13 protein-coding genes are annotated in these 14,194 nt (G+C 58.6%); 11 read left to right on the top strand and 2 right to left on the bottom strand.

All coding sequences use genetic code 11. The features are described from left to right. Position 1: 1 nt before the first annotated feature. The 5 genes from ACZZ0B_RS06495 to ACZZ0B_RS06515 all read left to right on the top strand — a co-directional run bounded on the left by ACZZ0B_RS06495 (position 2) and on the right by ACZZ0B_RS06515 (position 5,898). Complete coding sequence (locus ACZZ0B_RS06495) at positions 2–1,114, top strand: polysaccharide pyruvyl transferase family protein (protein WP_463544634.1); 1,113 nt, start codon at positions 2–4, stop codon at positions 1,112–1,114. Further along, complete coding sequence (locus ACZZ0B_RS06500; RefSeq protein WP_463544635.1) at positions 1,111–2,343, top strand: MATE family efflux transporter; 1,233 nt, start codon at positions 1,111–1,113, stop codon at positions 2,341–2,343. The genes ACZZ0B_RS06495 and ACZZ0B_RS06500 overlap by 4 nt, the downstream gene beginning before the upstream one ends. Then, the gene (locus tag ACZZ0B_RS06505; protein ID WP_008087701.1) at positions 2,334–3,437 is read left to right on the top strand and encodes a hypothetical protein; all 1,104 of its coding nucleotides are present in this window, start codon (positions 2,334–2,336) and stop codon (positions 3,435–3,437) included. The genes ACZZ0B_RS06500 and ACZZ0B_RS06505 overlap by 10 nt, the downstream gene beginning before the upstream one ends. 12 nt (positions 3,438–3,449) lie before the next feature. After that, the gene (locus tag ACZZ0B_RS06510; RefSeq protein WP_463544636.1) at positions 3,450–4,487 is read left to right on the top strand and encodes an acyltransferase family protein; all 1,038 of its coding nucleotides are present in this window, start codon (positions 3,450–3,452) and stop codon (positions 4,485–4,487) included. 289 nt (positions 4,488–4,776) lie between these two features. Beyond that, positions 4,777–5,898 carry an SGNH/GDSL hydrolase family protein gene (locus ACZZ0B_RS06515; RefSeq protein WP_463544637.1) on the top strand — a complete coding sequence of 374 codons (1,122 nt, stop codon included), beginning with the start codon at positions 4,777–4,779 and terminating at the stop codon, positions 5,896–5,898. Positions 5,899–5,996: 98 nt separating this feature from the next. Here the strand turns inward: ACZZ0B_RS06515 and ACZZ0B_RS06520 are convergent, their stop codons facing one another. Both ACZZ0B_RS06520 and galU read right to left on the bottom strand, forming a co-directional pair. Further along, on the bottom strand, positions 5,997–6,407 hold the full coding sequence (locus ACZZ0B_RS06520) for a phosphohexomutase domain-containing protein (protein WP_440096822.1): 411 nt from the start codon (positions 6,405–6,407) through the stop codon (positions 5,997–5,999). Positions 6,408–6,439: 32 nt separating this feature from the next. After that, on the bottom strand, positions 6,440–7,273 hold the full coding sequence (gene galU / locus ACZZ0B_RS06525) for a UTP--glucose-1-phosphate uridylyltransferase GalU (protein WP_008087693.1): 834 nt from the start codon (positions 7,271–7,273) through the stop codon (positions 6,440–6,442). Positions 7,274–7,664: 391 nt separating this feature from the next. Here galU and galE point away from each other — a divergent pair, with 391 nt between their 5' ends. From galE to ACZZ0B_RS06555, 6 genes are all read left to right on the top strand, one after another. Beyond that, complete coding sequence (gene galE / locus ACZZ0B_RS06530; protein ID WP_008087692.1) at positions 7,665–8,681, top strand: UDP-glucose 4-epimerase GalE; 1,017 nt, start codon at positions 7,665–7,667, stop codon at positions 8,679–8,681. Positions 8,682–8,912: 231 nt separating this feature from the next. Next, positions 8,913–9,149: a hypothetical protein gene (locus ACZZ0B_RS06535; protein ID WP_007910552.1), complete on the top strand. Its 237-nt coding sequence runs from the start codon at positions 8,913–8,915 to the stop codon at positions 9,147–9,149. Positions 9,150–9,239: 90 nt separating this feature from the next. Further along, positions 9,240–10,355, top strand: a complete 1,116-nt coding sequence (locus ACZZ0B_RS06540; protein WP_177323342.1) for a polysaccharide biosynthesis/export family protein — start codon at positions 9,240–9,242, stop codon at positions 10,353–10,355. Between the two features lie 11 nt (positions 10,356–10,366). Continuing rightward, the gene (locus ACZZ0B_RS06545; RefSeq protein ID WP_008087688.1) at positions 10,367–11,032 is read left to right on the top strand and encodes a YjbF family lipoprotein; all 666 of its coding nucleotides are present in this window, start codon (positions 10,367–10,369) and stop codon (positions 11,030–11,032) included. Continuing rightward, the gene (locus tag ACZZ0B_RS06550) at positions 11,032–11,790 is read left to right on the top strand and encodes a capsule biosynthesis GfcC family protein (RefSeq protein ID WP_463544638.1); all 759 of its coding nucleotides are present in this window, start codon (positions 11,032–11,034) and stop codon (positions 11,788–11,790) included. The genes ACZZ0B_RS06545 and ACZZ0B_RS06550 overlap by 1 nt, the downstream gene beginning before the upstream one ends. After that, complete coding sequence (locus ACZZ0B_RS06555) at positions 11,787–13,865, top strand: YjbH domain-containing protein (RefSeq protein WP_463544639.1); 2,079 nt, start codon at positions 11,787–11,789, stop codon at positions 13,863–13,865. Before ACZZ0B_RS06550 ends, ACZZ0B_RS06555 begins: the two co-directional genes overlap by 4 nt. Positions 13,866–14,194: the final 329 nt, after the last annotated feature.

Below are 14,194 nucleotides of genomic sequence, written 5' to 3' on the forward strand. Positions count from 1 at the left end.
TATGAACGTAACGATTTTGCATGGCTACAGTGCGTCCAACTCCGGTGACGGCTTGCTCGTCGATTTGGCCATTGCCCTGGTACAGCGCAACTTTGGTGACGACACTGCGATCAGCGTGGTCGCCTCCGATCCGGATTCTTTCAGCTACTTGCCGCACCCGCGTTTCGACGCGCCGGTGATGGCGGCCAAGGGCTTGGGCCGGGTCAAGCAGGCAGTGTTTCTTAACCAGTCCTATGCCGGGCTGGCGGATCTGTTGAAGAAAACCGATCTTATTGTTGGCGTCGGTGGCGGCTACATGCGTTCGAAAAGCGCTTTCGAGCACATCAAACTCAAGCTCGGCCACGCCAAGCAACTGGAAACCGCCATCCTCAGCAAGGTGCCGTCGGTGTACCTGCCGCAAAGCATCGGGCCATTCCATGGCGAGAGCAGCAAGATCGTCGAGCATTACGCCAGCGCCGACGCGGTGTTTGTGCGCGACAACCGTTCCTCGGCGATTTTCGACGCTCATGAAAATGTCTACCGTGCGCCAGACCTGGCCGTGCAGTCGCTGGCGAGCAAAATCCTTCAGCAGCCGAAGTTCACTCGCTGCGCGGCATCGCCGGCCACGGTCTGCGTGGTGCTGCGCAAGCCACCGGAGTGGAGCAAAGACAAGAAAGTCGCCTACGTCGCCAACTTGAAGTTGCTGCTGCAGCGCTTGAAGCAAAAAAGCAAAGTGGTCTGCGCGGTGCAGAGCGCTGTGCGCGGAAATGATGACGGCGCGTTCTATCGCGAACTGGGCATCACCGAAGACCTGCTGTCGCTGAAGGCGACAATTGCCAAATATCAACCGGACCTGGTGATTTCCGTGCGCTTGCACGGCGCCATCGAATCGCTGCTTTCGGGCGTGCCGGCGTACCACATCAGCTACGAGCGCAAAGGCTTTGGCGCCTATCAGGACATGGGCGTCGAGGACTGGGTGATCAATGGCGGCGACATCGATGTCGACACCATCATCAATACGGTTTACGCGCCGAATGCGCTGTCGAATTTCGGCAAGCGCCTGACCGATACCTGCCGTGAAATCGAAGCGAAAACCGTGGCCATGGACGACATCATCAAAGGTATCGTTCGATGATATTCAGGCTGTTGCTTCGCGGCGGAGCCTTGGGCGCGAAGTTTTTGCTGGTGTTGGCGATCACCCATTACCTCGGTTACGAGGCGCTGGGTTTTTACGGCGTGGTGGTCGCGGCATCCTTGATTGCGTCGAAGTTCTACAGTGTGGGTTTCAGCTCCGAAATCAATCGGCTGATCAGCGTCGGCGGCAGCTCGCGTCGTGTCGTCGACAAAGTGCTGTTGCTGTACCTGACCGTCGGGCTGCTGTTGTCGGTGGTGACGGTGCTGATTTATTCACTGTTCCAGACAGTTGAAGCGACCGCTGCGTTGATTCTCTGCGTGACGCTGGTGTTGCTCACCGAGCACCTGTCGTTCGAGATCAACTCGTTCGTGTTTTCCGCGCAGAAAGCCACGGCGGGTGCGCTGCTGTTTTTCATCAAGACCGGCCTGTGGGCGGTGTTGGCGGTGGGCGGGATGATGCTCGGCTGGGTGTCGGGGATCGCCAGTGTGTTGTGGCTGTGGGTCGCCGCCAACGTGCTGGTGATCATCGCCGGTTATCTGATCGTGGTGAATGTGCACAAGGGCCGCGAGAGCTCGACGCTGGCGACGGGCGCGGTGTGGAAGGCCGGGTTGCCGTTCTACCTCGGCACCGGTTTGATCGCGTTGAGTCAGTATGCCGAGCGCTTCCTCATCATCGACCTGGAACCCTACTCCAGTCTCGGTAAATACGTGTACGCGTGGTCGGCGGCGAACACCTTGCAAGCGTTGTCGTATGCGGTGGTCGCGGTGGTCGGGATTCCGGTGTTGGCCAAGCGGTTTCAGGCCGATCAGCAGGCGTTTACGGTCAAGCAATTGTTCGTCAACAAGTGGGTCATGCGCTCGCTGGTGGTGTCGGCAGCCGTGGCAGTGGCGATCTATCTGTTCTTCAACGTGGTGCTCGATTACGTCGCCACCAGCGTGCCGCGTCCGGACAATGCGATCCTTGGCGTGCTGATCCTTTCCTTCGCTCTGCGGGCGATCGGCGACATCGTCTGGGGCGGCCTGATTGCCTCGAAAAACAGCCGGGTTTCGCTCGCCAGTGCGGCGATCTGTCTGTTGGTGTCGGTGCCGGTCAGCTATGTGTTGATCAAGCACTATTCGATCTACGGCGCGGCGTGGGGCAACGTCTTCGCAATCGTTGTGCAGCTCAGTGTGATTGCTTTGTTGACCCGTGTGACGACAGCGAAAAAGGCTGCGTTGTCATGGGCCTGAAATTGCCGCGCATCGAGTTTCGCGGCAAGAAACTCGACTCTTCGCTGTCGTTCCTGATCCTCTTCACCGGGCTGTTTCTGTCGGTGGCCATGCCGCTGTTGATCCCCCGCGATCCAGGCCCGGATGCGATGACGTTGTGGTCGTCTTACGCGCGGGCCGACAACTGCAACTTCTGGAACCCGTTCTCGCCTGATCGCTCCTCTTACGAGTGTTCGGCGTTCCTGCTGCGGCCCACCGGGATCAACCTGACCAATGCCTGGGCCTACGGCATGTTCTGCAATTTTTTCCTCACGGCGATTCCGGTGGTGGTGTTTCGGCGCATGCCGTTGGCGATCTTCGGCACGCTGTGTCTGTGGGGGATCGTGCGCTCGTTCTTTTTGGAAAACCTGACCAAGGAAATCATCGTGTCGGTCGCGGTGCTGAGCATTTTGCTCAGCTCGCTGACGCGCAAATATCGCGGCGGGTTCTTCTTATCGGCAGTGATCTACGGCGTGCTGATCCGGCCGTACTGGATTCTGTTTTCGCTGTCGTGGGTGGGCGTCTGCGTGATGAAGAAGTACGTCTCGCGCACGACCTTTTTCCTCATGCTGTTCCTGTTCTATCTGGCGGTGGCCACGGCGATCCAGCTGGCGCTGGGCTTCCCGGTGTCGTCGATTCGCGCCAGTAACAACGAACTGCGCACGGCGGGCGAGGAGGGCTCGAAATCGTTGATCGTGTCGTGGCTCAGCGGCAGCGACTTCGTCTCGCAGGCGCTGGATTCGATGATCATTTTCTTCCGGCTGTCGTTCCCGGTGGAACTGATTCTGTTGTCCGGCCCGGGCCAGGTGATCTTCGTGTCGTTGATGATCATGACCGCGTTGCTGCTGTTCAAGGTCATTACCTCGACCGATTACAAAGGCGCGCCGATCCAGACCAAACCCAAGGAACTGATCGCGATCCCGATGGCGTTTCTGCTGGTGCAGGGATTGTTCGAACCGGACTTCGGCTCTTTCGCCCGGCACTTTTCGATGGTGGTGCCGGTGTTGTTCGTCGGCCTCGGTTTGATGCTGCGGGCGAACAAACCGGTGCAGGTTGAATCAAGAATTCTGAATTGAGGCAGGTGCTTTATGTCGAGCAAGAAAAAGTCCCTGGAGATCGAAACCCTGCGCGGCCTGGCGTGCCTGCTGCTGGTGCTCTATCACGTCATCGGGCCGTTGGGCGGCGGGTTGAAGATCGACATCGGTTCGCCGTTCCGGGTGATTGCCGATTCGATGGTGTACGTGCGCATGCCGCTGTTCACCTTTATTTCCGGGTACATCTATTCGATCTACAAAATTCGCGGCAATGACTTTTCGGCATTCTTCAGCGGCAAGGTACGACGCTTGATCGTGCCGCTGTTTTGCGTCGGTGTGCCGTTTTCGGTGCTGCAGGCGGTGGGGCCGGGGGTCAACAAGGACGTCGGCGTGATCGACGCGTTGTTATCGTTCTGGGTGCCGATCAACCACTTCTGGTTCCTCCAGGCGGTGTTCATCATTTTCATGTTCGTCGGGCTGCTGGAGTGGCGCGGGATGCTGCGTTCGGCGACGCGCTTGTATGGCTTGTTCGTGTTTGCGGCGCTGTTGTTTCTGCTGCCGCCGTTCAAGTTCGATGCGTTCGGGATCAATGGCGCGATTTACCTGCTGCCGTTTTTTGTCGCGGGAATGATTGGCCAGGAAAACGTCGACCGGTTGAAGCAGACGTTCAAGGTGATCGGGCCGTTGGTGTTTGTGCTGATCTCGTTGACGTTGCTGTACGTGGCGGCGATTGATCGCGAGTTGATTGTTGATCGTCGTAGTCTGATTGGGCTGACCGTGGGCTGTGTGTCGTGCATCGCGTTGCTGTCGAGTGATATGCGCTCGAAAGCGCTGACCTGGCTGGGCGGGTATTCCTATGCGATTTTCCTGTTCCACGTGTTGTTCGCGGCGACCTCGCGGTTTGTGCTGGGGCGTTTGGGGGTGAAGGATGAGAGCCTGCTGGTGTTGGGCGGGTTGAGCTTCGGGTTGCTGGGGCCGGTGGTGCTGTCGATGATTTTCAGCCGGTTCAATTTCACCTCGGTGCTGTTTCTTGGTGAGCGCGCGGCGAAGAAGAAAGCATTGGTACCCATCACCCCGTTGCCGCAAACCTGATCTGTAGGCGCTGCGGCACGCTGCGATCTTTTGATGTTGTTTTTTCGACAGCAGGATCAAAAGATCGCAGCCTCGTTTCACTCGGCAGCTCCTACAGGGATCTGTGCGAACCACACCCTCGGGGGCACAGATTTAGTGGGTGACCACGTTAAATGTAGGAGTGAGCCTGCTCGCGATGGCGTTGGGTCAGTCAATGAATTTGTATCGGATCGACCGCGATCGCGAGCAGGCTCACTCCTACAGTTGATCGGGTATTCAGTGGGCCCTTACGGGCTGAAGGAGATTTTGCATGTTGGCAGTGGATGACGCGCAACCCGTTGCAGCGTCGGTAGTTGAGGTGGGCGATGCGCGTGAGCGTTTTGCGCAATGGCGTGAAGGCAAGGCGGGTAAGGTGTTGTCGGTCTCGGTGATTGGCGACAGCTACAGCGCCGGGCAGGATTTCTACTTGAACAAACTGGTGCAGCGTGTGGCCGGGGAGGTCGGTTTTGCCGGGCCCGGTTATGTCGGGTTCAATCACGGCGCAGCGCTGGGCGGTACGCATTTCAAATACACCCGCAGCAGTGAGAAGTATTTCAGCGGTGGCTGGAAAGTTTCTGAGCTGGGTCAGGCGAGCCCGGACAGCCGCACGGTGACAGGCCGTCCCGGCGCTTGGTTGCAGGTGGATGCCAGTCCTTCGCCGCGCATCGATACAGCGGTCACTCAGGCGAAATTGCTTTACCTGGGTAATGGCGAACCCAGCGAAATCCGCTATCGCTGGTCACCCGCACAAGACTGGCAGCCCGTTAAAATTGAAGGTTCAGGCGTTCAGGAGGTAGCGCTCACGGGGCTCTCCGCTGCGAAAGACTGGTCCTTCAAACTGGAAGTGGTGAAGGGCGCGCCGACGTTATTTGGCCTATGGATGAGCAACGATCAGAACGGCGTACGCGTGTCGAAACTGGCAGCCTCCGGTGCGGCCTCGGCAGACTTTTATCACAAGGATCCGCAGTGGCAGACTCAGTGGAAAGCCGCCGTGTCGAAGATCCCCGCCGATGTGTACCTGATCATGCTCGGTGGCAATGATCAGGGTTTCGGCGTGAAACCTGCGCAGTACTTGCAGAATGTTCAGGGGCTGGTGGGCATGCTGCGCGAGATTCAACCGCAGGCGAGCATCAACCTGATCATGCGTCAGGACACCACGCGCTCCAGCGCTTACCCGATGTCGGCGTATGCGCAGGTGCTGGCGCCTTGGGCGCGTGAGCAGCGTCTGGGGTACACCAATCTGCAATGCGCCTTCGGTCCCGATGTGAAGCGGTATGCCGCTGCAATGATCGGCCCGGACAAGATTCATCCCGTGCCGGCCACGGGCGGCAAGGTCATTGCCGATTACTTCTACGCCTGGATCACCGGCACCCACATACGCTGCAATAACTAGCCCCTGCAGGAGCTGCCGAAGGCTGCGATCTTTTGATCTTGTCTTTTAAAAACAGGATCAAAAGATCGTAGTCTTCGGCAGCTCCTACAGGGGACAGTTCAGGCGTCGGTGAACGTGTCGATCTGATCGAGCAATTCCGTGAGCTTCTTTGGCATCAAGCGCGTATCGCAACGGGTTTCCACGTTGATGATGATCGCCGGGTCGTTGCAGCAAATCCGCACGCGAAAGCGCCAGTCGCCGAAGATCACTTTCAGCCCATCGCCGTCATCGATTTCCAGGGCTTGCTCTGCGTAAATTGCCTTCAAATGCGCGAGCAGGGGGTAGGGGTCGCGCATCGGCCGGCGGATATCTCCCGATGCGGGAAACACACCGATGCGCTCCACCAGCAAAATCGTGCCCAACCAGGATTCGTTGGCGCTGGGCAACGGCTGGTGGCGCGACAACCAACTGATCACCCCGAGGTTGCCCACCTCGCGTTCAATCTCTACGGAATGTTGTGCAATGTTCATGGTGGCCTCGTGGAGTAAGGAGCGGAGCCGTCTCAGCGGCCCTTCAGGTAGACGTTTTCGTAGCAGAAGTTGGTCGCCTGCAAGTAACCCTCGGCGTCTCCGCAATCGAAGCGCATGCCTTTGAACTTGTAAGCCAGCACGCAACCGTTCTGCGCCTGTTTCATCAGCGCGTCGGTGATCTGGATTTCGCCGCCCTTGCCCGGTTGGGTGTCGGCGATCAGGTCGAAAATGTCCGGCGTGAGGATGTAGCGACCGATGATCGCCAGGTTCGATGGCGCATCTTGTGGGGCCGGTTTTTCCACCATGTTGTTGACCCGGTAGATGCCGTCAGAGATCAGCTCGCCAGCGATGACGCCGTACTTGTGAGTCTGGTCGGCCGGGACTTCCTGGATGGCGACGATCGAGCAGCGGAATTTCTTGTACAGCTGGATCATCTGCGTCAGGACGCCGTCACCTTCCAGGTTCAGGCACAGGTCATCGGCCAGCACCACGGCAAACGGCTCATCGCCGATCAACGGGCGGCCGCTGAGAATCGCGTGGCCCAGGCCCTTCATTTCCACCTGGCGGGTGTAGGAGAAGGTGCAGGTGTCGATCAGCTCGCGGGTGCCGGCGAGGAATTTCTCTTTCTCGGTGCCTCGGATCTGGTGTTCGAGTTCGTAGCTGATGTCGAAATGGTCTTCCAGCGCGCGCTTGCCGCGGCCAGTGACGATGGCCATGTGTTGCAGGCCGGCGTCCCGCGCTTCTTCAACGGCGTATTCGATCAATGGCTTGTTGACGATCGGCAACATTTCTTTCGGCATGGCTTTGGTCGCCGGCAAGAAACGCGTGCCATAACCGGCAGCGGGGAACAAACATTTACGAATCATAAAAGTATCCTGGACAGTCATGGAACACAGGCAACGAATGCGCGCACTCATTAAGTGCGTGCAAGTTTCAATGGGTATTGAACGACTGCTTTAATACCTGACTCAGGTTGTTAATGGCAATGAACAGTGGTGGTTAAACCTGACAATGTTATGAGATGTCGGCAAGTGCGTTATTAGTTATTTTTAGTCGGTATCTGTTGATAGTGATGAGTGCACTAGCGGTGCTAATAAGTAGCGGCGAATACAGTGTGACTTGCAAAAATATTTTTCGCCAGTCATTGAACTGAATTTGTTTTCTGTTGTTGTCGCCTTATTTGTGTGGAATGCAACACACCTTCAGCAATTGAGGCTTGACACGCTATTTGTCACTCATCCAAAGACGGACCTCGCCATGAAGATTCTGGTAACGGGTGGCGCCGGCTATATCGGCTCGCACACCACACTTGCACTGCTTGAAGCAGGTTATGAAGTTGTCGTACTGGATAATCTTTGCAACAGCAGCGAAGCGGCATTGCATGCCGTTGAAACCATCTGCGGCAAGAGTGCCTGGATGATCCGCGGCGATGTCTGCGACCGGGCACTGCTCGACCGGATTTTTCGCGAGCACAGCATCGAGGCGGTGCTGCATTTTGCCGGCCTGAAGGCGGTGGGCGAGAGCGTGCGCAAGCCGCTTGAGTACTACGAGACCAACGTCAGCGGCAGCATCACGCTGTGCCAGGCGATGGCGGCGGCGGGGGTGTTTCGCCTGGTATTCAGTTCATCGGCCACCGTCTATGGCGAGCCTGAGCAAATGCCGATCCGCGAGGATTTCCCCACGGGTACGCCGACCAATCCTTACGGCCAGTCCAAGCTGATTGTAGAAAACGTCTTGCGCGATCTGAGTCAGGCCGAGCCGCGCTGGAGCATCGCCTTGTTGCGTTACTTCAACCCGATCGGCGCCCACGACAGCGGCCACATGGGCGAAGACCCCAACGGTATCCCCAACAATCTGGTGCCTTACATCAGCCAGGTGGCCGTGGGCAGCCTGCAAGAGCTGTCGATCTTCGGCAACGATTACCCCACGGTCGATGGCACCGGTGTGCGCGATTACATCCACGTCGTCGATCTGGCGGACGGCCATTTGAAGGCCTTGCAGTCGATCGCCGGGCGCACCGGCATTCACACCTGGAACCTCGGCACTGGCGATGGCTACAGCGTGTTGCAAGTGCTGCACGCCTTCGAGCAGGCGTGTGGCCAACCGGTGCCGTATCGCATGATGCCGCGCCGCTCCGGTGATATCGCCGAGAGCTGGGCCGATGCCTCCAAGGCTGCCAAAGAGCTGGGCTGGAAGGCCACGCGCAGCTTGCAGGATATGGTCACCGACACCTGGCGCTGGCAATCCAGCCATCCCAATGGTTACTTGCGATGATGGCCATTTAGTCCAATGTTATTTTCAGTCAGGTTGTTAGATAACGTCGGGAAATTACACTGGCAATGCCTTTTGCAAGTCCGTAGATATAAACCTGCCGTTCGACTTTTATCAGTTGGGTAAGACTGTGAAAGAACAACGGATCATGTTCGCGCTTTTTGCGGACTTGAACGCTACCACCGCTAACACAGATCGGTTTTTTAACAGATCGAATGTTAGAAAGGAGTTGTTATGAAAAAAGTGATGGCAGTTGCCCTGTTGACGATGTTGAGCAACTGGGCTGCCGCCGCTGAAGCACCGCTTACTGCGGTGACCAATGTAGGTGGCAATGTGGCGGCTTCTCAAGCGCCGGCAGCCAGTACTGCAATGGTCGCCAGTGCAGTCGCGGCGTCTAACAGCGGTGGCAGTGCCAACGGCGGTACCACCGGTACGACGGGTACCACCGGTACAACCGGCACGCATAACTAACAGGAAGTTCTGTTAGTGCAGTACAGGGTCGCCCGACGCAAGTCGGGTGACTTTGTTTTTGGATTCGCCCTTGAATAGCGTAGTGCCATTATGACTCGTAGTGTTTATCTTTTAATGTTGGCAAGTCTCGCTTTGCAAGGTTGCATGTTTTCCCCCGGTCAATACCTCAGCACCGGCAGCATCACGCGCCAGGGCGCCAGTGAAAGCAGCCGCGTCGAGCTGATCCCGATCACCCCCAAGCTGATCGCCATGAACCGCGCCACACAAAAGCGTGAGTCGTTGCCGGCGGAGCTGTTGGTGACACCTGCCGAGTACCGCATCGGCAACAACGATGTCCTGTACATCACGGTGTGGGATCACCCCGAGCTGACCGCGCCATCGGGCGCGCAACAACAGATCGATGCCAACGGCCGACTGGTGCGCTCCGATGGCACGCTGTACTACCCGTTCATCAAGGAAGTCCAGGCCGCCGGCCGGACGATCCAGCAACTGCGTTCGGACATCGAACAGCGACTGTCGGCGTTCATCGCCGAGCCACAAGTGGACGTCGCCGTGTTGCGTTTCGCCAGCCAGAAAGTGGTGGTCACCGGCGCCGTGGCCAAGGCCGGCCCGCAAGCGATTTCCACCAATCCGCTGAGCGTGGTCGAAGCGCTCGGTTCGGCTGGTATCGATACCAACAACGCCGATTTGTCCGGGCTGTTGCTGACGCGCAACGGGCGCACTTATCCGCTGAATCTTGATTCGCTCAATCAACAGGATTCCGAGTTGCAGGGCGTCTACCTCAAGGGTGGCGACCAACTCTATCTGCCGTACAACGACAACAAGCGCATCTACGTGATGGGCGAGGTCAACCAGCCGCGCGCGCTGAGCTTCAAGACCGCGACCATGAACCTCACCGATGTTCTCGGATCGGTTGGTGGCTTGAGCCAGACCACCTCCAACGGCAACGCGGTGTACGTCATTCGTGGCGTGGAAAACCTCGATGTCGAGCCGGCCAAGATTTATCAGCTGGAAGCCGAATCGCCGACCGCCATGGCGCTGGCCTCGCACTTTGAAGTCCGCCCGCAGGACGTGGTGTATGTCGGGCCTGCCAACGTGACTCGCTGGAACCGCCTGATCAGTCAATTGGTGCCGTCGGCATCGATTGTCGGCACGGGCGCTTCCGCTGCGAAGAACTGGAGCGAATACAGTAACAACAGCAAATAAGGTCGCCGACTTTGAACATTCTGAAAGTTGGCCTGTGCCTGATGGCGGCCTCGTTGCTGTGTGGTTGCAACCCGTTGATGAGCGCGTCCTTGAACAACCTCAAGGCCGCAGTCGTCGGCCCGGATGAAGTGGACGTAAGTGCAGCCGAAGTGGCCGGGGTCAACTATCCGCAACTGAAACTGACCACGCCGTCCGGCTCCGGGGTGCTGGCGCTGGTGCGTGAGCGCGAAGACCTGCAGTTCTGGGTCGCGTCCGGCAAACAAGTGCTGTTGCTGCGCAATGGTCTGGCTGTACGCAGTATCGGCCTGGGCCTGGAGGGCGATCTCGACGGCACGCGCCTGGCCGATGACTCGCCGTTCAAACAGGGTCTGCAGCACGTCGCAGACGGCTTCACCACGCGACGCTGGATCGACCTCTACAAGGGCCAGGAAGTCGGGGTGATCGTCAACAGCCGCTTCTCTCGCCGCTCGGAACAGACCCTGCAGATTCTCGACAAGGAATACACCGTGCTGCGTGTCGATGAGCAGATTGACGCCCCGGCCATTGGCCTGAGCGCGACCAATCGTTACTGGGTCGACCCGCGTGACGGTTTCATTTTGCAGAGCGAGCAGCAGCTGACCTCGCAGTTGCGCGTCAAGGTTGTGCAACTGACCCCAGATCGCAGGCACCTGCCGTGATGCGCCTGAAAATGTTATCGGCGGGCCTGATGCTGGTCGCGAGTGTCAGCCAGGCGGCCGTCACCGTGTCGGGCGATGTCGCCAATCCCGGGCCGGTCACCTTGCCACCCGGCGGGCGCTTGCTCGATGTGATCAGCGAAGCAGTACCGAATGCCGAAGGTTACTGGCTGGCGGGTGCTCTGTTGCGCCAGTCGCTGATCGAGGAGCAGACGCGGCTCAAGGTTGGCGTGCTGTTTGATCTCGACGTGTTGCAGCGCATGGCGATGCTGTTCGACCGGCCGAGTCGTGCGGCGTTGGCGCAGCGTCTTGCCGCAGAAGTGCGGCAGATGCCGGTCACCGGACGGCAGGTAGCCGACCTTGATCCGGTGGCGCTGGAAGTGGGTTTCGCGCGCAACATTCGTCTCGACGATGGCGACCGTTTGATCTACCCGACGCGCGTTGATGAGGTGCAAGTTCTCGGTGCCGTCGCCGAGCCGTGCCACTTGCCGTATCAGCCGTTACAGGAGGCCCGCGACTACCTGCTGGGCTGTTCGATCCTGAGCGATGCCGAGGCCGATTACCTGTGGCTGATCCAGCCCAACGGCGCCTCGCAGCGTGTCGGCATTGCCCACTGGAATCGCGAGAGCGGGCACTTTCCCGTGGCCGGCAGCAAGATTCTGGTGCCGGTGAAAAATGATGATCTTGATCCGCCTCTACCTGAACTGAATCAGCAGTTGGCCGAATTTATTGCCACGCAGCTGGCCGAGGTGGTTCGTTGAAGTTACGTTTTGCAGCTGTGTTGTTATTGCCTTGTGGACTGGTTCACGCCGAACCGCGCATTACCCAGAATGACTTCGGTGGCACCGGGCTGTTGCAGACGCCAACGGCGCGCATGGCCCCGGCCGGCGAGTTGAGTGTCAATGCCAACCGCACCGAACCGTATAGTCGCTACAGCGTGTCGTTGCAGCCGCTGGACTGGCTCGAAGGCTCGTTTCGCTACACCGCGATCACCAACCGGCCGTACGGCTCGGAGGCCCTGAGCGGTAGTCAAAGCTATAAGGATAAGGCGGTCGACGTCAAAGTCCGGCTGTGGCAGGAAAGCCACTGGCTGCCCGACGTGGCGCTGGGCTTCCGAGATATCGGTGGTACCGGTTTGTTCTCCAGTGAGTTTTTCGTCGCCAACAAGCGCTACGACAATCTCGACTTCAGTGCCGGGATCGCCTGGGGTTATCTGGGTAATCGCGGCGACATCGACAACCCGTTGGGCTATGTCAGTGATCGCTTCGATACCCGGCCCGCGCTCGAAGGCACCGGTGACGTCAACTCGGGTTCGTACTTTCGTGGCCGGCCTTCGTTCTTCGGCGGCGTGAGTTACCAGACGCCTTGGGATCGTCTCAGCCTGAAACTCGAATACGAAGGCAACGATTACAAGCACGAGCCGAAGGACAACATCATCAAGCAGGACTCGCCGATCAACCTCGGTGCGGTGTTCAAAGTGGCGGATTCGGTCGACGTCAGCGCTGCGTGGGAGCGTGGAAATACGGCGATGTTCGGCATTACCTTCCACACCAATTTCGCCACCCGCAAGGCCCCGGCCAAGACCTACGACCCGACACCCGAGCCGCTGCCGGCGAAGATGCCGACCACCTCGATGGCGCAGGTCGATTGGGCCAATGTGTCGCAGCGCTTGCAGCAGAATGCCGGCTACAAAGTCGAGCGCATTACTCAGCGTGATTCCGAACTGATCGTCTATGGCGAACAGCAGCGTTACTTCCATTCGCCCAAGGCGGTCGGCCGCGCGAGCCGAATTCTCGACAACAGTGTCAGCGATGACATCGACTGGTTCACCGTGGTCAATAAGCGCTACGACTTGCCTCTGGAAGAAACCAGCGTGCCGCGTCAGGCCTTCCGTGAAGTGATCAATAACGAGGAGCCGTTGCAGTCGCTGCACCGCACCACCGAGATCAACCCGGCGATGCCGCACAACGAGAAAACCCTCTACACCGAAGCGCCGCAGCATTTCAGTTATGGCGTGGGGCTGGGCTTCAAGCAGAACGTTGGCGGCCCGGATGGTTTGCTCTATCAGTTCACTGCCGATGCCGATGCCGAGTACCGTTTCAATCGCAACACCTGGTGGAACGGTTTGCTCAGTGCCAACCTGGTGAACAACTTCGACAAATTCAGCTACGACGCGCCGAGCGGTTTGCCGCGTGTGCGCACGGATCTGCGTCAGTACCTGACCACGTCCAATACGACCATGCCGTTGTTTCAGGTCAGCCACGCCGAGCAGTTGGATAAAGACTTGTATGGCATGGTGTATGGCGGGTATCTGGAATCGATGTTTGCCGGTGTGGGCGGGGAGGTGTTGTTCCGTCCGACCGGTGAACGCTGGTCGGTGGGCGCGGACATCAACTGGGTGCGTCAGCGTGATTTCGATCAAGGGTTTGCGCTGCGCGATTACTCGGTGGTGACCGGGCATATCACCGGGTATACGGACCTGCCGTTCGACACATTGGCGGCTGTCAGCGTGGGCCGGTATCTGGCTGGGGATTGGGGCGGCACGCTGGATATCTCGCGAGAGTTTTTCAACGGTGTGCGCTTTGGCGCGTGGGCAACGATCACTACGGCGAGCAGCGCCGAGTATGGCGAGGGTAGTTTCGACAAGGGTCTCTACCTGTCGATTCCGTTCGACGAAATGATGAGCATGTCGACCATGCGCCGCGCCAACCTGGTCTGGGCACCGCTGACCCGTGACGGCGGCGCCCGACTCAGCCGCAGCTTCCAGCTGCACTCGATGACCGACAGCCGGGAAGGGGACATGTTCTACCGTAATTTCGACAAGATCACCGAGTAACCACCATCACCCAAACCTGCAGGAGCAAAGCTTGCTCGCGAAGGCGCCGGCACATCCAACATCGATGTCGCCTGACCCACCGCCATCGCTGGCAAGCCAGCTCCCACACTGGTTATTTGTCACACCACAAATCCCGAACCCACCCCAAATCCCCTGTAGGAGTGAGCCTGCTCGCGATAGCGTCCGAGCAGTCGACATCCCTTTTGCCTGACCCACTGCCATCGCGAGCAGGCTCACTCCTACAGTAGTTATGCGGAGGAGCCAGAATCCACGCCGCGCCCAAATCCCTGTGGGAGCTGGCTTGCCAGCGATGAAGCCGGCGCATCCAA

Source organism: Pseudomonas sp. AC247 (genome assembly GCF_979258015.1).

Coding starts and splice junctions, on each gene's coding strand:
- ACZZ0B_RS06505 (WP_008087701.1), top strand. CDS start 2,334: ATGGGCCTGAAATTGCCGCGCATCGAGTTTCGCGGCAAGAAACTCGAC.
- ACZZ0B_RS06540 (WP_177323342.1), top strand. CDS start 9,240: ATGACTCGTAGTGTTTATCTTTTAATGTTGGCAAGTCTCGCTTTGCAA.
- ACZZ0B_RS06510 (WP_463544636.1), top strand. CDS start 3,450: ATGTCGAGCAAGAAAAAGTCCCTGGAGATCGAAACCCTGCGCGGCCTG.
- ACZZ0B_RS06515 (WP_463544637.1), top strand. CDS start 4,777: ATGTTGGCAGTGGATGACGCGCAACCCGTTGCAGCGTCGGTAGTTGAG.
- ACZZ0B_RS06520 (WP_440096822.1), bottom strand. CDS start 6,407: ATGAACATTGCACAACATTCCGTAGAGATTGAACGCGAGGTGGGCAAC.
- ACZZ0B_RS06495 (WP_463544634.1), top strand. CDS start 2: ATGAACGTAACGATTTTGCATGGCTACAGTGCGTCCAACTCCGGTGAC.
- galE (WP_008087692.1), top strand. CDS start 7,665: ATGAAGATTCTGGTAACGGGTGGCGCCGGCTATATCGGCTCGCACACC.
- galU (WP_008087693.1), bottom strand. CDS start 7,273: ATGATTCGTAAATGTTTGTTCCCCGCTGCCGGTTATGGCACGCGTTTC.
- ACZZ0B_RS06535 (WP_007910552.1), top strand. CDS start 8,913: ATGAAAAAAGTGATGGCAGTTGCCCTGTTGACGATGTTGAGCAACTGG.
- ACZZ0B_RS06500 (WP_463544635.1), top strand. CDS start 1,111: ATGATATTCAGGCTGTTGCTTCGCGGCGGAGCCTTGGGCGCGAAGTTT.
- ACZZ0B_RS06550 (WP_463544638.1), top strand. CDS start 11,032: ATGCGCCTGAAAATGTTATCGGCGGGCCTGATGCTGGTCGCGAGTGTC.